This is a genomic window from Streptomyces xantholiticus, assembly GCF_014651015.1.
GTDB lineage: Bacteria > Actinomycetota > Actinomycetes > Streptomycetales > Streptomycetaceae > Streptomyces > Streptomyces xantholiticus.
The window spans coordinates 111,583-135,855 of sequence record NZ_BMWB01000009.1 but is presented as its reverse complement, the minus strand read 5'-3'; the positions used below and the strand labels follow the sequence as shown (position 1 = coordinate 135,855).

The window sequence follows — 24,273 nt, the reverse complement described above, 5'->3', positions numbered from 1 at the left end:
TCGTGACCGCAGGCCCCTCCTCTTCGCCTCCTGTGGTGCGGCTACAGCTCGGTGACGTCCAGCTCACCGTCCGCGTACTGCCTGCGGATCACCTTCTTGTCGAACTTGCCCACGCTGGTCTTCGGCACCGCCGGCACCACCGCCCAGCGCTCCGGCAGCTGCCACTTGGCGATCTTCTCGCCGAGGAACGTCCTCAGCGTCTCGTAGTCCGCGGTCGAGCCCTCCTTCAGCACCACGGTCGCCAGCGGCCGCTCGCCCCACTTCTCGTCCGGTACGGCGACGACCGCCGCCTCCGCGACCTCGGGATGTGCCATCAGGGCGTTCTCCAGCTCGACGCTGGAGATCCATTCGCCGCCCGACTTGATGACGTCCTTGGCCCGGTCGGTCAGCGTCAGATAGCCGTCGCGGCTGATCACGCCGACGTCGCCGGTCTTCAGCCAGCCGTCCTCGCTGAACTTGTCCTCGGGGCGGAAGTTCTCGCCGCCCGCGCCGCCGTAGTAGGCGCCGGCGATCCAGGTGCCGCGGACCTCCAGCTCACCGGCGGACTCACCGTCCCACGGCAGGTGCTCGCCGCCGGGGCCGACGAGGCGGGCCTCCACACCGGCCGGGAAGCGGCCCTGGGTGAGGCGGTACGGCCACTCCTCCTCCGTGGTCAGCCCGGCGGGCGGGTGGGCCATCGTGCCGAGCGGCGAGGTCTCCGTCATGCCCCAGGCGTGGAAGAGCCGCACGCCGAGCTTGTCGTACGCCTCCATGAGGGACGGCGGGCAGGCGGCGCCGCCGATGGTGACCTGCTGCATGGAGGACAGGTCACGGGGATTGGCGGTGACCTCGGCGAGCAGGCCCTGCCAGATGGTGGGGACGGCCGCGGCGTGCTCGGGCCTCTCGCGCTCGATCATCTCCGCGAGCGGCGCGGGCTGCAGGAAGCGGTCGGGCATCAGCATGTTGATGCCGGTCATGAACGTGGCGTGCGGCAGACCCCAGGCGTTCACATGGAACTGCGGGACCACCACAAGCGTGGTGTCCTTGTCGGTCAGGCCCATCGACTCGGACATGTTGACCTGCATGGAGTGCAGGTATATGGAGCGGTGGGAGTAGACGACACCCTTGGGGTCACCCGTGGTGCCCGAGGTGTAACACATGGCCGCGGCGGAGCGCTCGTCCAGCTCCGGCCAGTCGTACGTGGTCGGGCGGCCCGCGATCAGCTCCTCGTACTCGTGCACCTGCGCTTCCGCGTCGGCGATGAGGGAGCGGTCACCGGGGCCGGAGACGACGATGTGCTCGATCGTCGGCAGATGCGGCAGCAGCGGCGCCAGCAGAGGCAGCAGGGAGCCGTTGACGATCACGACGCGGTCGGCGGCGTGGTTGACGATCCAGACCAGCTGCTCGGCGGGCAGGCGGAGGTTGAGGGTGTGGAGCACGGCGCCCATGGAGGGGATCGCGAAGTACGCCTCGACATGCTCGGCGTTGTTCCACATGAGGGTGGCGACTCTCTGGTCGCCGTCGATGCCGAGCTCGTCACGCAGGGCGTTGGCCAGCTGAGTGGCTCGCCGGCCGGCTTCGGCGAAGGTGCGGCGCTGCGGCTCGGCCTCACCGGTCCAGGTGGTGATCTGTGACTTGCCGTGGATCGTCATCCCATGCTGAAGGATGCGGGTCACAGTCAGCGGTACGTCCTGCATGGTGCTCAGCACGGCGTCCTCCCGGTGGGCGCTAGCGCTACGTGGCAGAAAAGGTGGGTAGATTCTGCGCACATACCAAGCGGTATGTCACTACCCAGGGGTAATGAATTCCCCGTGCATCAGCGCACAAAACTGCACAACAGCGCACACGCCGTTCGGCCGAAGGCCGAGTCGACCAGGTCCGGGGCCGGAATCGGCGAGCGGGGCCGTCAGCGGACCAGTGCGAGCTCCGGGTCGTCGCGGAGCTTGCCGAGCGCACGCGACACGGCGCTCTTGACGGTACCGATCGACACCCCGAGCACCTCCGCCGTCTGGGCCTCGCTCAGATCCTCGTAGTACCGGAGCACGACCATCGCGCGCTGGCGGTCCGGCAGCTTCATCACCGCGCGCCACATCGCGTCGTGCAGCACCTGCTGCTCGGCGGGGTCGACGGCCGGGACGCTCTCCGGCTCGGGCAGCTCGTCGCAGACGAACTCGTCCACCTTGCGCTTGCGCCACTGCGACGTGCGCGTGTTCAGCAGCGCGCGGCGGACATAGCCGTCGAGCGCCCGGTGGTCCTCGATCCGCTCCCAGGCGACATAGGTCTTGGTCAGCGCCGTCTGCAGCAGGTCCTCCGCGTCGCTCGGGTTCGAGGTCAGCGATCGGGCGGTCCGCAGCAGCACGGGCCCCCGCGCCCGTACGTACGACGAGAACGAGGGGTGGGGCGTGTACGACGGCACCGGCGCGGCGGCCTTGGAAGCGCTCGTACAGACTGACGTGGTCATGGCTTACACGCTAGGAGCGCGCCCTGCTGAGCGGATCGGCCCCAGGTCCCGAAGCGTTGTCCCCCTCAGGTTGTAGGGCCCGCCGGGGCTGCACCTCCTGAAGGTGGAGGACACCCGCAGGGGCTACCGGCCACCGGCCCCAAGAACCAGCCCCGACGTCGGCACTCCGGTGCCCGCGGTGACCAGGGCCGTGGCCGCGCCGGATATCTGGTTCACCGAAGTACCGCGCAGCTGTCTGACCGCTTCCGCGATGCCGTTCATCCCGTGGAGATACGCCTCTCCCAGTTGCCCTCCATGGGTGTTGAGCGCCAGGGAGTCCGCGGCCACGAAGTCGGCGCCCTCGCCGGGCTCGCAGAAACCGAACTCCTCCAGCTGCATCAGGACGAAGGGTGTGAAGTGGTCGTAGACGATACCCACGTCGATGTCGGCGGGAGCGAGCCCGGAGGTCCGCCACAACTGCCGGGCAACCAGCCCCATCTCGGGCAGGCCGGTCAGTTCGTCGCGGTAGAAGCTGGTCATCTGTTCCTGGGCCCTCCCTGCACCCTGGGCGGCGGCGAGAACCACCGCCGGGGGGCGGGGCAGGTCACGGGCCCGCTCGACGCCGGTGACGACGATCGCCTGACCGCCGTCGGTCTCCTGGCAGCAGTCCAGCAGTCGCAGCGGCTCGACCGTCCACCGGGAGGCGGCGTGGTCGGCCAGGGTGATCGGACGGCCGTGGAAGTACGCCGCGGGGTTGGTGGCCGCGTGCCGCCGGGCGGTGACGGCGACATGGCCGAACGCTTCCGGCGTCAGCCCGTATGCGTACAGATAGCGCTGGGCAGCCATCGCCACCCAGGAGGCGGGGGTGAGCAGCCCGAACGGAAGGTTCCAGCCGAGCGCCACCCCCTCCGCGGACGGCTCACGGTGCTGCACGCCCGAACCGAAGCGCCGGCCTGAGCGCTCGTTGAACGCCCGGTAGCAGACGACCACATCGGCGATGCCCGCGGCGACCGCGAGCGCCGCCTGCTGCACCGTGGCGCAGGCGGCACCACCGCCGTAGTGGACGCGGGAGAAGAAGGAGAGCTCTCCGATGCCCGCGGCTTGGGCAACGGTGATCTCCGGGCTGGTGTCCATGGTGAAGGTCACCATGCCGTCCACGTCAGCAGGGGACAGGCCGGCGTCGTCGAGCGCGGCCCTTACGGCCTCGACGGCGAGCTTCAGCTCACTGCGGCCGGAGTCCTTCGAGAACTCGGTCGCCCCGATGCCGACGATGGCCGCCCTGCCGCCGAGCGCGTCCTTGTCCCTGATGGTCATGCGCCGGCCTCCGGAAGGATCTCCGCCTCCCGTACGCGCGCAGGCCCCGGGAGCGTCACCTTCACCGTGCCGGTGACATGGTTGCCGAGACTGTTGGTGCCGACGACCCGGACCTCGGCGGTCGTGCCGTCGAACGCGCCGATCGAGCCGCTCAGCACCATCGTGTCGCCTGGGTAGTTGGGAGCACCGAGCCGTATGGCGACCTTGCGCAGCAGGGCCTGTTCGCCGAAGAAGTCGGTGACGTACCGGCCCACCAGGCCATTCGTCGTCAGGATGTTCATGAAGATGTCCGGGGAGCCCTTCTGCTCGGCGAGCTCCGCGTCGTGGTGCACATCCTGGAAGTCGCGTGAGGCGATCGCCCCGGCAACGATCAGCGTGCGGGTCACCGGGACGGTGAGGGGCGGCAGTGCCGTCCCGGCACCGATGAGGCCGCGGTCCATGTCAGTCGGCACCTCCTTGTACAACCCGGAAAACGGGCAGCTCGAACTCCCCGTCGACACTGGTGAATTCCAGCTCCACCGGCATTCCGATACGCACTTTGTCGTGCGCCACGCCCACCACGCTGCTGACGATCCGCACCCCCTCGGCCAGCTCGATCAGCCCCACCGCGAACGGGGGGTCGAACGCCGGGAACGGAGGATGGTGCATGACCACATAGGAGAAGACGCTTCCCGAGCCGCTCGCCTCGACCGTGTCCCAGTCCTGCGATCCGCAGCAGCCGCACCCGGGCAGCCAGGGGAATCGCAGCGTCCCGCAGCCGCCGCAGCGTTGAATGAGCAACCGGTGCTCGGCCACCTTCTCCCAGAAGCCCGCGTTGTCCCTGTTGATCACCGGACGTGGGCGGTTCGCCTTCGGTTCACGAGCCCGGGGTGCGTACTTGAGGACCCGGAAGCGATGTGTTCCTGCCGGCTCGCCGTCCGCCCGCACGTCCGTCCTCGTGGTGATGAAGTAACCCGTGCCCAGCTTGGTGGTCTTGCGCTCGGACACGCACTCGATCACCGCGTCGTAGGTGATCCGGTTCCCCGGGCGCAGAGTCCGCAGATACTCCTGTTCGCAGTCGGTCGCCACCACCGAGGTGAATCCGGCGCCCTCGAGCAGAGCGAACAGCTCGTCCTGCGCCGCGGTCCGGCCGGCGTGACCCGACAGACCGCCCATCGTCCAGACTTGGAGCATCGTCGGAGGGGCGACGGCGTCCGGCCCCGCGTACGCCGCGTTGTTGTCCCCCATCGCCTCGCACCAGTGCCTGATCATCGACTCATTGACAGGATCCTTGCCGACGCCCGAGGCAGCCGCGGCCTGCCCCTCGTAGGCCTTCAGCCGTGCGTACAACTCGTCGGTCACGTCGCCCCCTTCCCGCCTATCCAGAATCTGACTGTCCGTCAGCTATGCGTCATGTGTCAAGGTCGCGGACGCCGCCGAGCCCACCCCTCCCCGACACCCCCTGGGGGCGCCTGTGCGACGGCGCCCCCAAGCACCGCCGCACAGACGCCCACTTCCCCCTGCTCACGCTCCCCTCGGGCCGTCCGTCACCACAGCGGCGAGAAGTTCACCGTGACGTTGTCCTGATCGATGACAGTGAAGGCGAGTCCGCCGGCCCCGGCGGACTCGCTCTGATTACTGGCGCCCCAGCCGGTCGCCACCTGTTGAGAGGTGGACGAGTTGCCGAAGTTGCCGCCCTCGGCGCCGCCGCCGGCGACCGTCGCCACCGACACGTTCGACCCGCCGTCCGCGAAGCCGCCGCTGTCGGCCTGGGCCACCCCGCCGAGCACCGAGAGCGTGAGGGGCAGGGCGGCGGCAACGGCGAGAACGCGGGCGGAACGGATGCTTGCCATGTCATTCCTCCATGAACTGGAACTGCACAAGGGCTGTGGACTCGGGGGCGGTTGGCCGACCGCGCCCGACTTGATCACGACGTCGCAAGATCAGAATTGCCCACGCGATCGCTGTCGAACCATCCGGGAAGGGGCGATTCGCTCGCAAGCGTGAGGACATGTCGATAAACCCCTTCTTGCCCCCGAAACGCCCACCGCGGGCACACCTCCCTTGAGTCGCGCGAGGCGCGGGATGAAGCGTTTCGCCACCCTTTACGGCATCCGCCCTCTTCCCTTCTTCGAACACTTGAACGAATATAGAGCCATGGCCATCACCACCCGGCAGACCGCGACCCTGGCCCTCGCCCACGCCCTGTCCGCCGCGGAGCGCGGACTCCCCGTCATCCCCCTGTCCGCCACCAAACTCCCCGCACTGCGCTCCCCCCACCGGGGCAACCCCGATCCGGCCCTGTGCCGGGGCGAATGCGGTCTCCCGGGCCACGGAGTCCATGACGCCACCACAGACCCCGCGGGCGTGCGAGCACTGTTCGCGGCCGCTCCCTGGGCCACCGGCTACGGCATCGCTTGCGGGCGGCCGCCGCACCACCTGATCGGCATCGACCTCGACATCAAGACCTCGATCGACTCCATTGCCGAGCTCCGGCACCTGGCGCTGCGCCACCTGTTCACCATCCCGGAGACCGTCACCGTCCTCACCCCGAGCGGCGGGCGCCACCTGTGGCTGACCGGCCCGCCCGACACCGTCGTCCCGAACTCGGCGAGCCGGCTCGCCCCCGGCATAGACGTCCGCGGCACCGGCGGCTATCTCGTCGGCCCGGGCTCGGTCACCGCCCACGGGGCGTACCGCCTGGCCCCCGGCACAGCGCACCTCCCCCCGGCGCCCTGCCCTCGCGCACTCCTGAGCCTGATCACACCCCCCGCGCACCCCCGCTCCCACCCAGGGCCTGCCCACGGAGACGGGCACGGACTGGTCCAGTTCGTCCTCGCCGCACAGGAAGGCCAGCGCAACACCCGCCTGTTCTGGGCCGCCTGCCGTGCCTACGAGAACGGCCTCGGTGACACCCTGGCCGCCGCTCTCACCGCCGCAGCGGTCGGCGCCGGCCTCACCGAACGCGAGGCCCGGGCCACCATTGCCTCCGCCGCCCGCCTCACCTCGGGCCGCGGTGTCCACTGACCCGCCGGACACCGGAGCGGCCCCCGCCCACGCACCTGTCCCAGGGGGCCGCTCGTCCGGCGGGCCGGCTTGAGGCCGGCCAGGCTCGGCAACGGGGCTCGGACGGGCATGCCCACGGCGAAGGCGGAGCGAGTAAGGGACCGTTCGGTGGAACGCCGGGGGAGACGCCGGGTGTGGCGGAGAGAGGAGCGGGGGCGCGGCTCGTACGTTCGGCCGGTATGACGTATGTATCCAGAGACAGCGCATCCGGCCCCACCCGGCGCACCACGCTCGCCGGGCTTGTCGGTGGAGCCGGGGCCGTCCTGGCCACAGGGTGTACGCCCTCGGGCGCATCGCCCGCGCCGGCGCCCACACCCAGTGGCACGGCGTCGGCCTCCGCCCCGGCAGGTGGCGCCGCGCCCGGAGTGATGACCCTGTTCCAGGACCCGGGGTTCAACTTCAGCGGGCTCCTCGCGCTCGGGGCATCCGGCTACGGGGCCGGTGAGGTCGGCGAGGTGCTCACCGCCGCGAACGCGATCAACAAGGCCGGACTCTCCGCGCAGACGTACACCCAGACCTTCAAGAAGCTCGGCGATCAGCTGCTGAAGGCTCCCGAGGGCGGTGAGTCCGGGCGGGAGACCACACGTTCCCGTGCACTGCGGGCCGCGCAGTACTACGCCCAGGCGCTGTTCTTCGTCCTCGGCTCCGACGATCCCGGCAGCGAGGAGCGGCTGTACCGGGCGGGCCGCGATGCCTGGGACACGTTCTGCCGGCTGTGTGACCCGGCGCCGGTCAGGGACAGCGTTCCGTACGGGAAGACCCCGCTGCCCGTGTGGTTCTTCGGGCAGGCCGACTCGGGAGGCCGGCGCCCCACGGTGATCCTCACCAACGGCAGCGACGGGCAGAACGTCGACATGTGGACGTATGGCGTCTCGGCCGCTCTGGAGCGCGGCTGGAACGCACTCGTGTACGACGGGCCCGGCCAGGGGCAGCTGCTCTTCGTGGACCGGGTGACTTTCACCCCGCGCTGGGAAACCGTGGTCACGCCGCTCGTCGACTGGTTGGTCGCCCGTTCCGACGTGGACGCCGACAAGATCGCCCTGACCGGGCTGAGCATGGGGGGTGACCTGGCCCCCAGGGCCGCCGCCTTCGAGCAGCGGATCGCCGCACTGGTGGCGATGCCCGGCACGCTGACGCCGTGGCTGGGCTTCCCCCAGCAGATCCGGGAGATCCTCACCCCGGACAAGGATGAGACCAACAACATCTGGAACAAGGAGGTCGTCCCCGAGCTGCCTCCGGCCGCGGCGGCCACGATCAAGAAGCGCATGGAGCCCTTCTCCGTACAGGCGATGCTCGACGCCCGCGAGGGCAGGACGTTCACCGACTTCTACACCCCTGCCCAGCGCATCAGGGCACTGGACATCAGCGACGTGGTGGGCCGCATCAAGGCGCCCACGCTGGTCCTGGACTACGAGTTCGAGCAGTTCTACCCGGGCCAGCCGCGCCAGATGTTCGACAAGCTGACCGCTCCCAAGGAGTACGTGAAGCTCACCGCTGCCACTGGCGCGCAGTTGCACTGCTCCCCGATGGCACCGCAGGAGCACTGCGAGGTCGTTTTCGACTGGCTGCAGGAGACGCTGTCAGCGCGCTGACCTCCTGTGCGTCCGCTTCCGCCGGCGCGCCCCGAAACGCCGTCGGGGCGCCCGCTCCCTTGGTGTCCGGCACCCGGCCCAACACCACGTGTCCCCGCAGGCACCCCCGAGTAGCGTCCGAATCGTGAGCGCAGAGCGACGTGGGCCGGCAGCCGAACGCGGCGGGCCGGTCATGGGGCCGGAGCAGCTTCTGGCGTTCGGGGACGCTGTCTTCGCCATCGCGATCACGCTGCTGATCCTCGACGTCGGTGTGCAGGACGACCTGGCCGACTCGGATCTCGGCGACGCGCTCCACGACGCACTGGCCGACGTGGGCGCGTATGTCCTCAGCTTTGCCGTCATCGGGGTGCTGTGGCTGGCTCAGCACGCCCTGTTCACCTCGATCGCACGGCTCGACACGTGGCTGCTGTATCTCTATCTGGCGCTCCTCGCCGTGATTGCAGGGCTGCCGTTCCCGACACGTTTGATCAGTGAGTACGGGGACACCGCTCTTGCAACGGCGATCTACGCCGGAGCGATCGCTGCCGCCTCGGGCCTGATGACCGCGATGTCACTACGGCTCATCTGCCGGCCGGCCCTGGTGAAACCCGGCATCCCGCGCGAGAGTCTGACCGGGTCCGTCCAGCAGGGACTGGTCATGGTGGTCGTCTTCGTCGCCTCGATGCCCCTCACGCTTGCCTCACCCGTGCTGGCGCAGCTCTCGTGGCTGGTCGCTGTCCCACTGCGTACCTGGCTCTCCCGGCGATCCGACACCGGTCCCGCCTGACGCGACGGGCTGTCACCGGTGCCGGGAGAGGACCGGTTCGCGGAGAACTTGCCCACGAGGTGACCCGGGCAGGGACGGGCATGGGTGCCCGACTGGGCGGGGAGGAGCGTTGAGACTCCACAGACCTCATCGGCGCGCGCCGCGATGCGCAATGAGTGAAGGTGCACGGTCATGCTCCCGTGGTGGAGCCGGGGCGGATGATCATCAGAACAGTGACGGTTGCCCACAGCAGGTTGAAGACGCCGGTGAGCATGGCAAGGCGGGCGGCAGAGTGGGTGCCGGAGCTGGAGCCGGGGGCCTGCGCGGCGGCGAGGGCACCGTCCTGGGCGGGCAGGATCAGCAAGGCCAGGATGGCGGCTGCTGCGGTGGTCAGGAGGATCGAGGTGATCAGCCATCCGCTGCCAAGGACGCCGAGGCTACTGGCCGTGGCGAACCCGAAGACGGGAACCGCGATGCCGATGCCGGCGTAGACGCGGCAGATGCGGTGCAGCGTCCGCAGGGTCGTGAGAGCCTCGCGGTCACCCGGGTCGCTGTGGGTACGACGCAGCGCTTTGGGGAACATGCTCGCGGCGACTGTGACCGGGCCTATGGTCAGCACCGCGGCCAGGACGTGCAGGGAGAGAAGAAGTTTCGTCACGGTCAGTGTTCCGTGCCCGCCTGGACGACGCGGCGCTGGCCGGTGACCTTCGAGGCCGGAAGGCGTCCGGCCTTGGAAGTGCCGGTGAGGGTGTCGCCGTTGACTGTCGCGGCAAAGGCCAGGTTCAGGCGCATGGGCTTGGTGATGGCCTGCTTCCAGGTGAGCCAGTCGCCGTCGAGGGCGACGTCGCTGAGCGGGACTTCCTCTCCTGCCCCGTGGGCGGTCCCGGTCAGGACACCGGCCTCCCGCAAGAGTTCGACCACGGCTTTGATCTTGCCGATGGGGGTGGAGATGGACAGGTCCCAGATGCCTTCTACGGACATTCTGCTTCTTCCTCACAGTGCGGTGCGGTTAAGAGGTGCGGGGGCGGGACGTGTGGTCAGATGCCGGCAGGCACCGGGCCGTCGTTGCGCCAGACGGTGCCGCGGCGCTCATGGGCGAACAGCTTCTCGACGGCGTGGGCGATCTGGGGGCCCACCTCGCGCTCCAGCAGGTACAGGCCCAGGTCGAGGCCGGAGGTGACGCCAGCGCCGGTGACGAGGTTGCCGTCGTCGACGACGCGGGCGCTCACGGCGTGGACGCCGGTGGCATCGAGCATGTCCATGCCCATGTGGTGGGTGGTGGCATAGCGGCCCTCCAGCAGGCCGGCCATGGCCAGGACGAGCGAGCCGCCGCACACCGCGCTGACCGTCACCTCGGGGTTGTCCATCGCCGCCTTCATCAGCGTGGGCAGCTCGGTGGTCAGAGTGCGGCCCAGCAGCACGGGGATGAATTCGTCCGGCTGCCACTCCCCGATCCCAGCGTCATCGTCAGGGACCTCGCCGGGTTCTCCAACGCGGCCCGAGGCACCGGGGACCAGGATCAGGCCCGCGCGTCCTGGGTCGAGGGCGGCCGTGGCGCGCAGCACCAAGCCCCCGGTGCCGCTGACCACCTCGCGCGGTCCTTCGGCGGAGACCAGTTCCACGCTCACCGCGCCGCCGGAGGCGGTGCCGCCGGCGTACAGCACTTCGTAGGGGGCGATGGCATCGAGCGGATCGAAGCCGTCAAACAGGATGATCTGGGCATGCATGGAGGGTCCTTCACGTGGGGCAGCGTCCGGCCCATGCCGGAGTCGCTCCAGACGCTAACCGGCTGCCAACCTGTCTCCCAGTGGCATTAGTGACGCCCTCCAACGGAATACCGCCACGATTGCAGGGATGGCTTTGAACTGGCTAAAGCAGAGAATTCACGGTGCTGAGACCAAGGCAGGCCACCGGAGGGCAGGTATCTTCTGGCCATGCACACCATTGCCGTCCTCGCGCTGGACCAGGTGATCCCCTTCGATCTGTCCACCCCGATCGAGGTCTTCACCCGCACCCGCCTCCCGGACGGACGCCCCGGCTACCAGCTCCGCGTGTGCGCCGAGCGGCCGGAGATCGATGCCGGTGCCTTCACCCTTCGCGCGCCCTGGGGACTGGAGGGGCTCAAGGGCGCGGACACGATCATCGTGCCCGGTACATCTGCCCCCGCGACCCCGCTCGCCCCCGCTGTCCGCGACGCGCTGCGAGCAGCGGCCGAAGACGGCACGCGCATCGCCTCCATCTGCTCGGGCACCTTCCCCCTAGCCGCCACCGGACTTCTCGACGGCCTGCGTGCCACCACCCACTGGATCGCGGCCGATCTCCTGGCCGCCGCCCACCCGGACATCGAGGTCGACCCGGACGTCCTGTACGTCGACAACGGCCAGCTGCTCACCTCGGCTGGCGCCGCCGCGGGCCTGGACCTGTGCCTGCACATGATTCGCCGCGACTACGGCTCGGCCGTCGCCGCCGACGCCGCCCGGTTGTCCGTTATGCCCCTGGAACGCGAGGGCGGACAAGCACAGTTCATCGTCCAGAATTACGTGCCTACCCCTCAGGGCTCGACCTTCGAACCGCTGCTGCTCTGGTTGCAGGAAAACCTGGGCTCCGATCTCACCCTCGCCGATATCGCCGCCCACGCCGGAACCAGCACCCGGACCCTGATACGCCGCTTCCGCGAACAGACCGGCACCACCCCGCTCCAGTGGCTCCACCGCGCCCGCATCCGCCAGGCCCAGCATCTCCTGGAGACCACACGCCACTCCGTCGAACGCATCGGCGCCCAAGTCGGCTTCGGCTCACCCACCGCCTTCCGCGACCGGTTCAAGAAGACTACCGGCGTCAGCCCCTACACCTACCGCCGTACCTTCAGCTGACACCTTGCCCATCACGCCCTACCCGGCGGAAGCGGCGTCTCACAAACGGTCCTTACTGCATCGGCGGAGCGACGTTCGCGGGCGTGGCCATCAACACCGACGCCGACATCGTGGTCGACGGCCTGCTGCTCGACTTCAAAAGCACCAAGCATCCGCAGGCCTTCCGTAAGGACGTCGTGTGGCAGCTGCTCGGCTACCTGCTACTCGCAGTGCGACATCTGGACGCCGATGAGGAGTTGCCTGCCGCGCTCCACGGGGCTACCGGCCGGAGCATGTCGAGGGGACGCGACTGGTCGACCCGACGCCCGGACCGGCCGGCAGGGGCGGTGGCTACAGGGTGCTCTATGACGCGGGGTACGAGATCGACCACATGAGAGAAGCACTGTTCGCGCGCGTGCCCACGGCCGAGGAGGCCAAGCTCCTGCAACTTCCACCGGGTGAGCCGGTCATGGAGCTTCACCGGAGTACTTACACCAGGCTGGGTGGCCACACCCTCAAAGAATGTCCGCATTGCGGCTTTTCGAGAAGATCATCTAGCCTGAGAGTCAGTTCGCGGCTCCGTCGTAATTTTGAGGATCGAATTTGCGAACTCCCGCTCTTGCGTCACCATGAGCCCCGCAGCGCAGAAAACCCGCCCTCGCCGAACAGGTTCCTAGGCGTGCACGGCAGGGCGGGCTCCGAACCTCTAGGAGGCCCAACAATGGGGGTGTCCCTTACCCCGTGGGACCTGTCAAACCACGGAGCAAAGCCGTGGCCGGTCATCGTGATCGTTCTCGTCGTGATCACTTGGCCCTCGGCAGGTATCACCGTTGCTGCTTACGCCGATGCCATCGCCCTCGCATCCCTTTTGATCGCGGTCGGCGGCTCAGCAGCCAAGGACCGCAAGCGAAGCAACTGACCGTGCCCCTCCCGTGCCCGATCGATCGGGAAACAGCGGGGAACAGCGGTTACTGACGAGCAACTTGCATGAGAGCGGCCCCCGACCAAACTACCTGGTCAGGGGCCGTTCACCTGCGCGGTGGGTGTGGGATTTGAACCCACGGTGACTCTCGCCACGACGGTTTTCAAGACCGTTCCCTTAGGCCGCTCGGGCAACCCACCTGCGCTCCGTCCCACCTGGGGCGGAGCGGCTACAGCCTACCGGCCTCCAGCCTCGCGCGGGGTTCTTGGTCCACACAGGGTCCACTACCTCCTACTCGGCCCAAGATCCCTTCGGATCGACGCTTGGGCCAAGGCTCACGCCGACACCGGGCAAGCCTATTGTCATGCCGACCGCATCCGTCGCCCCCGGTTCCCGCGCCTGTGCGGCAGGGCCTGGGCGCTGGTGCGCCTCGTCCGGACCACGCGCACAACTGCCGGCCGCTTGCCCTCGACCAGGCCCTGCAGAACGCCGACCCCCAAGTTGTGTGTTTCTGTGCAGGTCTACACAGCAACTGGCCACCGATGCAAGGAAGTCCAGTTACGCCAAGGTCAGAGTACGGGGAGGCTTGGAAAGCGGCTCGACTCGCGGTGCTGACCGGCTCTGAAGCGGCTTCCCCCTGGCTGACGTGCCGTACTCCCTGCGTCACGCGGGCGTCTCGCTCTGGCTTGAGTCCGGCGTCTCCCCGGCCGAGGTCGCACGCCGGGCAGGCCACAGCATCGCGGTTCTCTTCCGCTTCTACGCGAAGGCAATACATCGAAGCCAGCAGCGTGCGAATGAGCAGATCCAACGCGCCCTAGAAGCCGCGGACGAGTAGCTCCTTGCCCGACAAGGCGCCGCCCCAGCAGTGCGAGTGGGACGGCGCCTTCGTCGCTCATTCCCACTTCGGGTCGGCCCTTGGCGTGCCTAGGCGACGTGTTGGGCGCGGTGGCGGGCTTCCCGGAGTCGGACCTTCGACGGGAGGCGATCCAGGCCGGCCGAGTCCCGCGCGTGTACGAGCGTTTCCCGGCTCAGTTCTCCCAGAGTCCGCACCGGATCCGCGTGAGGCTCCAGCAACAGCCGCACGCGCGCGGTGGGGGCGGTGCGTCGGCCCGTCAGCCGGACATGGGCCCGCGAGACCCCGTCCAGGGCTTGCGCCTCTTCCGCGATGACGTCCTCCAGTGTGCGGCCGTTGAGTCGGGCCGCCGCGCCGTCCTCACTGTTGACGAGGACCCGGTCCAGGCGGTGTCTGCGTTGCGCAAGGAGCCACCACAGCAGCAGGGCCAGCAGCACGGCGAGCACCGCGATGACGGTCGGCCACCACCAGCCTTCTTCCCGCCACCGGGTGCGTCCCTCGGTGCCCAGCACCACATCGTCCGGCCCACGGAAGGGCCACCAGCCCGGCACGTCGAAATCCCATTGGCGCTGCAGGTCCAGTGCGCCCAGCAGCACACCGCCGCCCAGGGCGAACAGTCCGAGGCCAAGCAGTCCGAGCAGCACCCGGTTCGCCGTCTTGAGCATCGAATCACCTCAAGCCCTTCTTCGGGCGCCGAACGCGCACGACCAACGTGGGTTGCCGGGCTAGGCCCAAGGACGTCACGGCTTCGCCCAGCTCGGCGTCCAGGTCCGCGCGGACCTCGTCGAGATCGCGGAAATGTGCCTGTGCCCGGGCTTTGACCTTCCGGCGGCCGACAGCGACCCGTGCCGACTGGACACCGGGCACCCGCACGGCCCGGTCGCGCAGAACCAGAGCGGCCGCGCGGCGGTCGAGCCCGGCACGGACCTCCCCTGTCCCGGGGACGTCGGTGGGCTGCCGCATAGGCAGCAGCCTGCGCAGTCCCGGCGTCACCGCCAGCAGGAAGAGCCACAGGCCGAGGGCCATCGCCACCGCGGCCCCGACGATCATCCAGATGTCGTCCAGTGGCCGTGTGGCCAGTTCCTCGGCGAGCCGCCGGCGCCAGCGCATCGCAGACTGGCCTGCCCGCACCGAGACCACGTCGTACAGGAGCAGTCCGATAGCCGCCGCGGACAGCAGGGCCACGATGGCGGCGGGGATCCGCCGCGCGGACCAGAAACGGCGTGCGGACCGGCCCGATTCATCGACCGCTGCCGTCGCGCCCGTGCTCGGTGGGCCATCGGTGGACGGAGCTGCTTGTCCGTGATCGGGGGAGAGGTCGGGGAGGTCGCTGTCGCCGGTCGGCTGCCGCCAGGTGTTCGCGCTCATCTCACCCTCTCCTGGTCCGTGTGCCGCGAGTGCGCCGAGTGCAGCCTCTCGACCGACACCGCGAGGTCGGGGACGTCCATGCCGGCCCACGTCCTGATCCGGTCGGTGACCTCCCGGCGCACTGCGGCGCACTGTGCCCCGATGTCGGACGGATAGCCGAGCTCCACGGTGATACGCATCCGCACCTCGCCAAGCACCGCCTGCCGTTTGACTGCAGACTCTCCGTCTCGTCCTGCGGCATTCCGCTCCGGTGCCCGCCGCACGGCTGTGGTCACGCGTGGTGTCCGGCGGCCGGGTGGTACGTGGCCGGCCGACTCGGCGAACCGGCTCAGCGCATCGCGCGCAACCTGGGAGGCGATCTTCGCAACGACCCGGTCGGCGACGGTGGTCGCACCGCGCTCCCCGCGGGGGATGCCCGGGCGCCGATCGGTTTCACCGGTCACCGCAGCCAGTCTCCCCGAGCCCGTCGCCGGTCATCGCGGATCCGCTCCTGCCGGTCTCGGCGGCGGACGAAGTCGCCCGGTTCGAAATCACCTTCCATGAGCCGCCCGACCACAAGGCCGACCACGCCCAGCCCCAGCACCAGCACGAAAGCCCAGAAGTCACCGAAATACGCGGCGAAGCCCAGCGCCATTCCGGCCATCAAGCCCACCACGGCCCTGCTCATCACGCGCTCCTTCTCTCAAGCGGGCTGCTCCGCCCCGGTTACTGGATCCGCTGCCGCTCTTCGCCTTCGTCCTCCTCGTCCGGCAGTTTCACGTCGCTGACCATGATGTTGACTTCCACGACTTCGCGACCCGCCATCCGCTCCACAGCGGAGATCACGTTCTCCCGAACTGCACCGGCGACGTCCGTGATCGACACGCCGTAGTCGACGACGATCTCCAGATCGATGGCCGCCTGTCGCTCGCCGACCTCGACACTGACGCCGCGCGTGACGGACTTGCCACTATCAGCACCAGGCATCCGCTCCCGCATGGATCCCATCGAGCGTGCGGTTCTGCTGCCCAGGGCGTGGACGCCGAGCACGTCCCGTGCCGCCATTCCGGCGATCTTCTCCACCACCACATCGGCAATGGCGGTCCGGCCGCGAGAGCCGGGCGCACCGACTTGCTTTACGCCGGTGTTCTCAGTCATCGAGGTCATCGAGCCCATTCCTCCCTCAATCAAGGAGCCCACCTGGCACCGCTGTTAATACTATAGTTCGCGTTAGTACCCATTGTCCGAAATGCGAATCATGAGGCGGGCGGTGCGAGTGCCACGAGCGCCCCCGCTCGAAGCCCTTGGGGACCTCGGGCGCAGCGTGGCAGCAAAAGAACCGCGGCTGTGGGCCATGCAAGAAAAGGCGGTGAGAGGTCAGGTGACTGAGGCGTGGATGCAGGCAGTCCGGCGCCAACTCGATCTGGGCCGGCTGCTCCCGCTCGGCGGGCCCGACGACGGGACATGGATCACTGAGCAAGCGGCCGTCCGGGTCCTCGGGCACGCTGCCGCTGAGATTCCCGGTGTTTGGCTGGAGTCTCTGCGCATCGGGTCGGCACCGCTCGAGCCCGTGTCCGAGCCGGCCGTCCGTCCACCGGCCAGCGCGCTACCGCCTGGACCGCTCAGGATCGAAGCCGCCTTCACAGCATCCCTCGGACAGCCGCTGCCTGAGACCGCCGATCAGTTGAGGAGCACACTGCTCAGCACCGCCGCCGAACGGCTCGGCCTGGCCGCAGTGACAGCTGACCTGCGCGTCACAGATCTCCATGAGGGCCCGGAGACAGTCGGCAGGTCGCGAACCTCAAAGAGGGCCATGAAGCCCCCGCCGGAAGGTGCAGCAGCGCGAAGCTCGCACCCGGCGACCGAAATAGGGCCCACGCCGGGGCCCACCGGGGAGCTGGCCGACGTCGCGGCGGCCGTTCCGGGCGTCGCCCGACTCACCGCCGCACTGGGAAGCCGCCCGGTCAAGGTGGAACACCATGACGACCCACCCGGCCGACACATCGAGGTCCAGCTCGCGGTCGCCCCCGGACACCATCCACTGGAAGTCGCCCGCGCCGTCCGGGCCGCCGTAGCCGACTCAGCCACTACCGACACCCCGGACCCGGTCACCGCCGCCGTCCTCATCACAGAAACCGCGACCTAGCCGGCCAGGCGTCAAACCTGGTTGCTCAAGAGGTCTGGAGACCCCTGCAATCAAGGCTGTCTCGCAGGCCAAAGCTGGTCCACGCCTGGTCCACACGCGCTGATCCACACCGCGACAGAGCCGAATCAAGGTGAGACAGCCCCATGCAGAAGGGGTGCCCCTCAGTGAGAGGCACCCCTTCTGACCAGCACGTCTATGAGCTGCGGAGTCGGCGGGATCCGTACCTACGGGGACGCTTCCACGTCCTCACGTTTTTCAAGACCGTTCCCTCAGGCCGCTCGGGCAACCCACCCACGCCCCGCCTCACCTGCTGCGGAGCGGGCTACAGACTACCGGGCCCGCGTCGTGGGGCGCAGCAGCCTTACGGGAAGGGCGGGGTGGGGTGGGTCAGCTGTCGCCCTTGCGTTCGCCGAGGACGACTTCCACGTTCTGGGACTTGCCGTCGCGTTCGAAGGTCATGGCGACCTTGTCGCCCGGCTTGTGGGTCCAGATCTCGCTGATCAGGGTCGGTCCGCTGTCGATCGGCTTGCCGTTGAACCTGGTGATGACGTCGCCCGGCTTGAGCCCGGCCTTCGCCGCCGGACCGTTCGGGGTCACCGGAGGGCTGCCACCCGCGCCTTCTTCCGTGATGCGTGCGCCCGAGCCCTGCTCGGACATGTCGACCGTGGCGCCGATCACCGGATAGACCGGCCGGCCAGTCTTGATGAGCTGTTCCGCGACCGTCTTGGCCTGGTTGACGGGGATGGCGAAACCGAGGCCGATGGAGCCCGCCTGGGTCTGGCCGAAGCCGCCGTTGCCCGCCGACTGGATGGCGGAGTTGATGCCGATGACCGCGCCGCGCGAGTCCAGGAGCGGGCCGCCGGAGTTGCCCGGGTTGATGGACGCGTCGGTCTGCAGGGCGCTCATGTACGAGTTCTTGCCGCTGGCGCCGTCGCCGGAGGCGACCGGGCGGTTCTTGGCGCTGATGATGCCGGTGGTGACGGTGTTGGACAGCCCGAAGGGCGCGCCGATCGCGATGGTCGAGTCGCCGACCGCGACCTTCTCCGAGTCACCGAGGGCCAGCGGGTCGAGGCCGGCGGGTGCGTTCTTCAGTTTCAGGACGGCCACGTCGTAGCCCTGGGCCCGGCCGACGACCTCGGCGTCGTACTTCTTGCCGTTGGAGAAGATCGCCGACACGGTGCCGCCGTCCGCGGCGGAGGCCACCACGTGGTTGTTGGTGAGGATGTGGCCTTCCTTGTCGTAGACGAAGCCGGTGCCCGTGCCGCCCTCGCCTTCCGAGCCCTCGATGTCCGCGCCGTTCGCCTTGGCCTCGATCGTGACCACGCTGGGCAGTGCGTTCGCCGCGACTGCGGCGACCGTGCCGGGGTCGCGCTTGAGGTCCCCTGGGCTGGCCGCGGAGACCGTGGTCGAGCTTGAGCTGTTGTCGTTCCGCTCGGCCGCCCAGTAGCCGACGCCACCGCCGACACCGCCGGCGACGAGGGCCGCTGCGAGGGCGGCGGCCGCCAGGCCGCCGGCGCGCTTCCGCCCGGGCCGCTGCTCCGGGAGCGGCGCTCCCCACGCGGGACCGCCACTGCCGCCTCCGTAGGAGGGGACCGTGGGCGGCGGCGGAGGCCAGCCGCCTCCGGCGTGCTGCGCCGGCGCGGACGGCGGGGCCTCCCCGCCATGGACGGGGATCGGCGCCGTGGCGGGCTCGGGCCGGGGGGAGTGCCCGGGCGCCTCCGGCGACGCCGCCGCCGGTTCGTACGCAGGGCGGGAGGGGGCGGCAGGAGCGGGGCCGTCCGCCGTCCCACCTGCCGTCACGTCGTGCGACCCGGCTCCGGGGGCCGGAGCCGTCGATCCCTCGGGAGCGGCGCCCGGCACAGGAGGTACGGACGGGGCGGCAGGGACCGCGTTGCCCTCGTTCTCGGTGCTCACAGCTCTCTTCTCCTCAGGTTCCACATCGGTCTGCGGCCGGCGGCGGATCCGCTCGCCGACCGGTAACCGGGTCACGTCCATGGCTTCCGCTGCGCAAGTGTCCGGTGTCAGCCTTTCCCACAGCACGTCAGGCCACTGTAAGCAGGACCTGTGCGTATCCCGGCAATCCTTTACTTCCGGCAAAAGGGACGCACCTTCACGGCGTCCATCGGGTCATCCTCCACACCTGCACACGCCTTCCCCGTGACGGTGACACCATGACGCGGTGACCCAAGCACGGCAGCACAGCATTCAGGTCGTCGCCCACCGAGGCGCATCGGAAGACGCCCCCGAGCACACCCTGGCCGCCTACCGCAAGGCGATCGAGGACGGCGCGGACGCCCTCGAGTGCGATGTACGACTCACCGCCGACGGGCATCTGGTCTGTGTCCACGACCGCCGGGTGAACCGCACCTCCAACGGACGGGGCGCGGTCTCCGCCCTCGAGCTCGCGGAACTCGCCGCCCTCGACTTCGGTTCCTGGAAGGACGCGGCGGAGAGCCCCGACTGGCGTGACCCCTCGCTCACCTCCGTGCTCACTCTGGAGCGGCTGCTGGAGCTGGTGGCCGATTCCGGGCGCCGCGTCGAGCTGGCCATCGAGACGAAGCACCCCACACGCTGGGCGGGGCAGGTCGAGGAGCGGCTGCTCCAGCTGCTGGGACGCTTCGGTCTGGCCGCACCGGCGTCACCCGACGACTCCGCGGTGCGCATCATGAGTTTCTCCGCCCGTTCCCTGCACCGGATCGCGGCAGCCGCGCCCGGCATCCCCACCGTGTACCTGATGCAGTTCATGACTCCGCGGATGCGCGAGGGCAGGCTGCCGGCCGGTGCGCGGATCGCCGGCCCCGGCATCCGGCTCGTGCGCAACCACCCCGGCTATGTCGACCGGCTGCACCGCGCCGGCCATCGCGTCCATGTCTGGACCGTCAATGAGCCGGAGGACGTCGAGCTGTGCGCACGGCTGGGCGTGGAGGCCATCATCACCAACCGTCCCAAGCAGGTGCTGTCCCAGCTGGGCCGGCTCTGATCCAGGCTCTGATCCGGCCCGCAGGCTCCTGTCTCGCGCTCCGTCTCCCAGGGAGTGCACCGGCGCGTTCGGTACCTGTCCGATCGTGTCGAGTGCGTCACTGGTGGCGCCTTGGCCGGTTTCCGGTCCAGTCCATTGGGGCATTCACACCGTGGCGTGGGGCAAAGGAGGTCTCGGGGGTGGCGTTTGTGGTGGCACAGGAGGTGCCCACGTCGTCGAGCATGGCCGTACCCCATGGCCCTGCGGGCGTGGGCAAGGCGCGACACAGGATGCGCGAGCAGCTGGCCCGCAGCGGTGTGTCGGAGTCGGTCGTCGACGATGCAGTACTGATCCTTTCCGAGCTGCTCAGCAACGCGTGCAGGCATGGCAGACCGCTGGGACACGGGGACGCGGGCGACGGTGACGTAAGGGCCGCGTGGCATGTCGACAAGGCCGGGCGGCTCACGGTCGAGGTGACGGATGGAGGTGGTCCGACCCGCCCTGTTCCGGCCACGCCCTCGGTCACCGCACGAGGCGGCCGCGGGCTCAACATCATCACAGCGCTGGCGCAGGAGTGGGGCGTACGCGACAGCGCAACCGGTGAGGTCACGGTGTGGGTGATCGTCACGGAAGGACATCGACGCGAGGATTTCGTCACGCGTGTGGCGGGCCCGTCGTTCGATTTCGCGAACGCTTTCGACGATCTCGACTGAGGCGGACGTCAGGGCAGACCGCCCCCGCCCCGGATACGGGCTGCGCCCCGTGGACGGACCGCGATGACGGAAGCGAGCCGCACGGAACGCGACCTGCGGACGAAACAGGGGACCCCGCGCGGACTGCGACGCGCGTACGGATCCGCCGGTCGCGCCGACTCGAAAGGCGCCTTGGGCCCACTGCTCCCCCACGGCGCCGACGGACGGCTAGGCTCGCGCCCGACACAGCACCGCCGCAACCGGGAGAAAGCCACACCATGGCCAAGAAGCGCCCCCAGACGAAGGCGACGAAGCCTCAGCACAAGACCGGGGCCCGCGCCGCAGGCGTCAATGAGCCGGTTCCGGTCGTGGGAGCCCGCGAGCCCTGCCCCTGCGGCTCCGGGCGCCGCTACAAGGCCTGTCACGGCCGGGCCGCCTCGCACGCGGTGACCGTGCTGGTCCAGCGCCCCTTCGAGGGGCTCCCGGGCGAGTGCGACTGGGTGGCCCTGCGCGAGCTGGTACCCGCCGCGACCGTCGAACTCACCCTGAAGGACGGTCTTCCCGAGGGCGTGCCCTCCGTGACGCTCGCGACCGTGCTGCCGATGGCATGGCCCGCACTGCGCCGCGAAGACGGTTCGGTCCTGCTCGGGCTGCAGAACGACACCCCCTCCGGTGACCTCAGCCGTGATCTCGCGGGCACCCTGCAGCGGGCCCTGACCGCCGCTCCGGGCTCCCCGGTCACCACCGGTTCCGCCGCGGCCGACGGCGTACGGCTCCAGGACCTGCTCGATACGGACGCCGCTTTCGAGCCGACCGTCCACTCCGGATTCGAGTTCTGGATTCCGGGTTCCGCAGAGCAGGCGGCCCCCGATGTGGCCGCGTCGCTCGAGCGTGCCAACGCGGCAGCCATCCCGACCGTGAAGCTCGAGAGCGTCGACGCCGCCTACTGGTGCGAAACCCCGGAGAAGAACCACCTGCGCTGGGTCATGCCGCACCCGGAGGAGCGGCTGCTCGACGCTCTGGCCAGGCTGCACGCCGCGGGCAGCTCGTCGCTCGGCGAGGGGACGCGGCTGGTCGGCTCCTTCCGCGCGCACGGGCTGATGGTCCCGGTGTGGGACCTGCCGACCACGATGGGTGCGGAGGACTGCGAGAAGCCCGCCGCCGAGTTCGCCGAGCGACTGGCCGCCGCACTGGAGAACGACGCTCCGCTGACCGCGGAGGAGCGCCGGGCCCGCGGCGGTCTCACCAACCGCCAGGTGACTCTCAGCTGAGAGTGGCGCTTACCGCCGGGCGTCGGGTGACACCAGTCACAACTCGCTCAATCGGAAGGTAAATCCCTGTCCGAATACGAGAGATCGAATTTGCGAACCGCAGATCTCTTGTTACCGTTCTAGAAGCCCGGTCGCTGGTGCATCCCCCGTCGCCAGCGATCGGGCGTTTCCATTTTTCCGGCGGCCCATCCGTCGCCCAACAACCCCCGCGCTCCTACGAGTTCCTGCTGGGCGCGGCAACAGTGGCCTGTCACCCGTCCCGGCGTGGGCGGCGAACTCGACCACTGCCCAGTAGGCGGAAGCGGCGCCGCGCGAGGGCTCATGAGGAGTTTCACAAGTACGCCGCTCATCGCCCGCATCGACGTTGCAGTTGATCTGCACAGTACGTCCGCCGGGGGCCATCAGAGTGAGTACGGCCGTCAATTTCTCGCCGGTCGCATTGCGGTAATAGGTACGCGCCCAGGTCAGGCCGCCCCGTGTGAGTACACAGGTCTGCGCATCGATGCCGCCGGAGAGGCGAGTTCCGGCCTGCAGCGGGAGGTTTTCCGCGCGGCGGGGTCGGCAACCCCTTCGCCGTCTCGTCCGCCGACCCGTACGGCACTGTTGGCCGCGGCTCGCTCGTCCTGAGCACCGGGTGTATCCGCCGGGTCCGCTTCGCCGTCTTTGGCGGCGGCGTCGTATCCCGGCAGCGGACCGGCCCCGTGTTCTCCACCCAGGCCTTCGCCTGGTCGGCAAGGGCCGTCTTCGACCGGTCACCGGCTTCGGCGCTCGGGCATGTCCCGCCGACGCGACGAGCGGCACCAGGGTGGCGGTGACCACCACGGCAGCGGCCCGATCACGCGGAGATTCATCGGCCACCTGCCGGCTTCTGGGAATTCCTCACGACGGCCCGAGATATCGGCGGAGTGCGGGACGCACGGCGGGCCGCACGCCCATTTCCGCGACAACTCGGCACCGCTGCTACCCGTACGAGTGACGGGCCCGATGACGAAGCCGGACCGGCTGCAACAAGACGGCCGTTCAGTAGGTGAGCCGGCTGCCGTCCCCCGACTCCGGCGGGTGCAGCCCGCTCCCGGATGCGCCGCTCGCGCTCGCCTCGACGAGAGCGTCGACGACCGCCTCCACGTCCGGCAGCCAGGGCGCCGCGGAACCGGGCAGTGGCGCCCGCTCCCACCACACCTGTCCCCAGCCGGTCTGCGAGGGCGGCAGCACCAGATAGCCGCCGCTGCCGTGGAAGCGCAGGGAGCTCGGCACGCAGTCCTTGACGAAGAGCAGTTCGCCGAGTTGTTCCAGGGTGTACGGGGCCACCAGCAGCGACCACCGGGTGGGGGTGGCGACGACCGGTCCCAGTCGCATGTCCATCCGGTCCAGTACCGACAGCGCACGGGCGGCGGCCACCGCGGGCAGGCTCACGGCGCACGGCGCACGGCCTGCGTCGGATCCTTCAGCCGCCCTGGTGGGGCCTCCGGTGGCCAGCACGATGGGGGCGGTGGGCCGGTTGGTCCACCACCAGCGGATCATGCGCTCATCGGTGGTCGCTGCGAGGATGCCTGGATCGAAGGGGTGCGCGCCGGGGACGACGCACTCGGGATCGGGGCAGGCGCACCCGCGGGGCCCGCGGGCCCCGCGGTCTCTGCCGTGGTCCGCCGGCCGGTCACCGCCTGCCGCTTTCAGTCCCACACCGGGAAGCACGGGCCATTGCCACTCGACTGCGCATGTCAGCGCCGCTTCGAGCTGAACAGGCCCCTTCTTGCGCCGGTACCGGAGCCTGCGTCGCCTTCCGAGGATCTCGCGCATGAGCGCTCGTTCCTTTCCGTTGAACGCCGGGGTCCACATCACATCAGGTGTGTCGCTCTTCACTGTGCGTACAAGTGCGCGTACTGATCGGCGCTTCATCGCCCCTTGCCTGTGGCATGGGCGCCCCCTGTTCCGCCGACGACAGCATCGTCGCCCGGGGGCCGAAACGTGGGCCGTGGTCCATTAAACGCGTGGCGAGGGGTGGCGCGCGCCTGGCGCTTGCTGTCCCGCTGTAGTTCTTCCCCGCCACTCGGGGATGAGGCGTGGCCTGCGTCTGTTAGGACGCCCGGGCCCACCGCCAGGTTCCGGGGCGCTTTCA

Annotated in this window: 25 protein-coding genes, 1 tRNA gene and 2 pseudogenes; 11 read left to right on the top strand and 17 right to left on the bottom strand. The window is 69.5% G+C overall.

Annotation, left to right across the window (positions count from 1 at the left end; translation table 11 throughout):
* Nucleotides 1-41 precede the first annotated feature (41 nt).
* The 6 genes from IE198_RS16490 to IE198_RS16465 form a co-directional block, all read right to left on the bottom strand.
* Complete coding sequence (locus IE198_RS16490; protein WP_189887170.1) at nucleotides 42-1,688, bottom strand: long-chain fatty acid--CoA ligase; 1,647 nt, start codon at nucleotides 1,686-1,688, stop codon at nucleotides 42-44.
* Nucleotides 1,689-1,885: 197 nt separating this feature from the next.
* Entirely contained in the window at nucleotides 1,886-2,440 is a 555-nt protein-coding gene (locus tag IE198_RS16485) for a SigE family RNA polymerase sigma factor (protein WP_189887168.1), read from the bottom strand.
* A gap of 123 nt (nucleotides 2,441-2,563) precedes the next feature.
* The gene (locus IE198_RS16480) at nucleotides 2,564-3,733 is read right to left on the bottom strand and encodes a lipid-transfer protein (protein ID WP_189887166.1); all 1,170 of its coding nucleotides are present in this window, start codon (nucleotides 3,731-3,733) and stop codon (nucleotides 2,564-2,566) included.
* Nucleotides 3,730-4,173: a MaoC family dehydratase gene (locus IE198_RS16475; RefSeq protein ID WP_189887164.1), complete on the bottom strand. Its 444-nt coding sequence runs from the start codon at nucleotides 4,171-4,173 to the stop codon at nucleotides 3,730-3,732. The genes IE198_RS16480 and IE198_RS16475 overlap by 4 nt, the downstream gene beginning before the upstream one ends.
* 1 nt (nucleotide 4,174) lies before the next feature.
* On the bottom strand, nucleotides 4,175-5,074 hold the full coding sequence (locus tag IE198_RS16470) for a Zn-ribbon domain-containing OB-fold protein (RefSeq protein WP_229834011.1): 900 nt from the start codon (nucleotides 5,072-5,074) through the stop codon (nucleotides 4,175-4,177).
* A gap of 185 nt (nucleotides 5,075-5,259) precedes the next feature.
* On the bottom strand, nucleotides 5,260-5,565 hold the full coding sequence (locus tag IE198_RS16465; RefSeq protein ID WP_189887162.1) for a hypothetical protein: 306 nt from the start codon (nucleotides 5,563-5,565) through the stop codon (nucleotides 5,260-5,262).
* A 304-nt stretch (nucleotides 5,566-5,869) separates the two neighbouring features.
* On the opposite strand from IE198_RS16465, the gene IE198_RS16460 reads away from it, so the two are divergent.
* The 3 genes from IE198_RS16460 to IE198_RS16450 all read left to right on the top strand — a co-directional run bounded on the left by IE198_RS16460 (nucleotide 5,870) and on the right by IE198_RS16450 (nucleotide 9,136).
* Nucleotides 5,870-6,739 (top strand): bifunctional DNA primase/polymerase, encoded by an 870-nt coding sequence (locus IE198_RS16460; RefSeq protein WP_189887286.1) that lies wholly within the window; start codon nucleotides 5,870-5,872, stop codon nucleotides 6,737-6,739.
* Nucleotides 6,740-7,146: 407 nt separating this feature from the next.
* Entirely contained in the window at nucleotides 7,147-8,370 is a 1,224-nt protein-coding gene (locus tag IE198_RS16455) for an alpha/beta hydrolase family protein (protein ID WP_229833995.1), read from the top strand.
* A gap of 124 nt (nucleotides 8,371-8,494) precedes the next feature.
* On the top strand, nucleotides 8,495-9,136 hold the full coding sequence (locus IE198_RS16450) for a TMEM175 family protein (protein WP_229833994.1): 642 nt from the start codon (nucleotides 8,495-8,497) through the stop codon (nucleotides 9,134-9,136).
* A 169-nt stretch (nucleotides 9,137-9,305) separates the two neighbouring features.
* Here the strand turns inward: IE198_RS16450 and IE198_RS16445 are convergent, their stop codons facing one another.
* Genes IE198_RS16445 through IE198_RS16435 form a run of 3 tightly spaced genes read right to left on the bottom strand, consistent with a single transcriptional unit; the run spans nucleotide 9,306 to nucleotide 10,842 of the window.
* Entirely contained in the window at nucleotides 9,306-9,773 is a 468-nt protein-coding gene (locus IE198_RS16445) for a DUF2269 family protein (RefSeq protein ID WP_189887158.1), read from the bottom strand.
* A 2-nt stretch (nucleotides 9,774-9,775) separates the two neighbouring features.
* Nucleotides 9,776-10,096 carry a hypothetical protein gene (locus IE198_RS16440; protein WP_189887157.1) on the bottom strand — a complete coding sequence of 107 codons (321 nt, stop codon included), beginning with the start codon at nucleotides 10,094-10,096 and terminating at the stop codon, nucleotides 9,776-9,778.
* A 56-nt stretch (nucleotides 10,097-10,152) separates the two neighbouring features.
* Nucleotides 10,153-10,842, bottom strand: a complete 690-nt coding sequence (locus tag IE198_RS16435; protein ID WP_189887155.1) for a DJ-1/PfpI family protein — start codon at nucleotides 10,840-10,842, stop codon at nucleotides 10,153-10,155.
* Nucleotides 10,843-11,049: 207 nt separating this feature from the next.
* Here IE198_RS16435 and IE198_RS16430 point away from each other — a divergent pair, with 207 nt between their 5' ends.
* From IE198_RS16430 to IE198_RS16420, 3 genes and pseudogenes are all read left to right on the top strand, one after another.
* Nucleotides 11,050-11,988 (top strand): GlxA family transcriptional regulator, encoded by a 939-nt coding sequence (locus tag IE198_RS16430; RefSeq protein ID WP_189887153.1) that lies wholly within the window; start codon nucleotides 11,050-11,052, stop codon nucleotides 11,986-11,988.
* A gap of 259 nt (nucleotides 11,989-12,247) precedes the next feature.
* A pseudogene (locus tag IE198_RS16425) lies at nucleotides 12,248-12,472 on the top strand (UTRA domain-containing protein); the annotation flags it as partial.
* 216 nt (nucleotides 12,473-12,688) lie between these two features.
* Complete coding sequence (locus tag IE198_RS16420) at nucleotides 12,689-12,886, top strand: hypothetical protein (RefSeq protein ID WP_189887151.1); 198 nt, start codon at nucleotides 12,689-12,691, stop codon at nucleotides 12,884-12,886.
* Nucleotides 12,887-13,004: 118 nt separating this feature from the next.
* Here the strand turns inward: IE198_RS16420 and IE198_RS16415 are convergent.
* Nucleotides 13,005-13,089: transfer RNA gene (locus tag IE198_RS16415), tRNA-Ser, on the bottom strand.
* A 372-nt stretch (nucleotides 13,090-13,461) separates the two neighbouring features.
* Between IE198_RS16415 and IE198_RS36350 the strand changes: the two are divergent.
* Nucleotides 13,462-13,724: pseudogene (locus IE198_RS36350) on the top strand (site-specific integrase); the annotation flags it as partial.
* A gap of 89 nt (nucleotides 13,725-13,813) precedes the next feature.
* Here the strand turns inward: IE198_RS36350 and amaP are convergent.
* The 5 genes from amaP to IE198_RS16390 form a co-directional block, all read right to left on the bottom strand.
* The gene (amaP, locus tag IE198_RS16410; RefSeq protein WP_189887149.1) at nucleotides 13,814-14,407 is read right to left on the bottom strand and encodes an alkaline shock response membrane anchor protein AmaP; all 594 of its coding nucleotides are present in this window, start codon (nucleotides 14,405-14,407) and stop codon (nucleotides 13,814-13,816) included.
* A gap of 4 nt (nucleotides 14,408-14,411) precedes the next feature.
* A complete protein-coding gene (locus IE198_RS16405) occupies nucleotides 14,412-15,110 on the bottom strand; it encodes a DUF6286 domain-containing protein (protein WP_189887146.1) in 699 nt (232 codons plus the stop codon).
* Nucleotides 15,107-15,289 carry a hypothetical protein gene (locus tag IE198_RS36600; RefSeq protein ID WP_373299880.1) on the bottom strand — a complete coding sequence of 61 codons (183 nt, stop codon included), beginning with the start codon at nucleotides 15,287-15,289 and terminating at the stop codon, nucleotides 15,107-15,109. Before IE198_RS36600 ends, IE198_RS16405 begins: the two co-directional genes overlap by 4 nt.
* Nucleotides 15,290-15,549: 260 nt before the next feature.
* Nucleotides 15,550-15,777, bottom strand: a complete 228-nt coding sequence (locus tag IE198_RS16395) for a hypothetical protein (protein ID WP_189887142.1) — start codon at nucleotides 15,775-15,777, stop codon at nucleotides 15,550-15,552.
* Nucleotides 15,778-15,815: 38 nt separating this feature from the next.
* Complete coding sequence (locus IE198_RS16390; protein ID WP_189887140.1) at nucleotides 15,816-16,247, bottom strand: Asp23/Gls24 family envelope stress response protein; 432 nt, start codon at nucleotides 16,245-16,247, stop codon at nucleotides 15,816-15,818.
* Nucleotides 16,248-16,443: 196 nt separating this feature from the next.
* Between IE198_RS16390 and IE198_RS16385 the strand changes: the two genes are divergently transcribed.
* Entirely contained in the window at nucleotides 16,444-17,235 is a 792-nt protein-coding gene (locus tag IE198_RS16385; protein WP_189887282.1) for a hypothetical protein, read from the top strand.
* A 387-nt stretch (nucleotides 17,236-17,622) separates the two neighbouring features.
* Here IE198_RS16385 and IE198_RS16380 read toward each other — a convergent pair whose 3' ends face one another.
* Nucleotides 17,623-19,149, bottom strand: coding sequence for a S1C family serine protease (locus tag IE198_RS16380; protein WP_189887138.1), 1,527 nt, complete (start codon nucleotides 19,147-19,149; stop codon nucleotides 17,623-17,625).
* A 265-nt stretch (nucleotides 19,150-19,414) separates the two neighbouring features.
* Between IE198_RS16380 and IE198_RS16375 the strand changes: the two genes are divergently transcribed.
* From IE198_RS16375 to IE198_RS16365, 3 genes are all read left to right on the top strand, one after another.
* The gene (locus tag IE198_RS16375) at nucleotides 19,415-20,215 is read left to right on the top strand and encodes a glycerophosphodiester phosphodiesterase (RefSeq protein ID WP_189887136.1); all 801 of its coding nucleotides are present in this window, start codon (nucleotides 19,415-19,417) and stop codon (nucleotides 20,213-20,215) included.
* 92 nt (nucleotides 20,216-20,307) lie between these two features.
* Nucleotides 20,308-20,907 carry an ATP-binding protein gene (locus IE198_RS16370; protein ID WP_189887134.1) on the top strand — a complete coding sequence of 200 codons (600 nt, stop codon included), beginning with the start codon at nucleotides 20,308-20,310 and terminating at the stop codon, nucleotides 20,905-20,907.
* A 257-nt stretch (nucleotides 20,908-21,164) separates the two neighbouring features.
* A complete protein-coding gene (locus IE198_RS16365) occupies nucleotides 21,165-22,157 on the top strand; it encodes a DUF5926 family protein (RefSeq protein WP_189887132.1) in 993 nt (330 codons plus the stop codon).
* A gap of 1,020 nt (nucleotides 22,158-23,177) precedes the next feature.
* Here IE198_RS16365 and IE198_RS16360 read toward each other — a convergent pair.
* Nucleotides 23,178-23,954: a bifunctional DNA primase/polymerase gene (locus tag IE198_RS16360; RefSeq protein ID WP_189887130.1), complete on the bottom strand. Its 777-nt coding sequence runs from the start codon at nucleotides 23,952-23,954 to the stop codon at nucleotides 23,178-23,180.
* Nucleotides 23,955-24,273 lie beyond the last annotated feature (319 nt).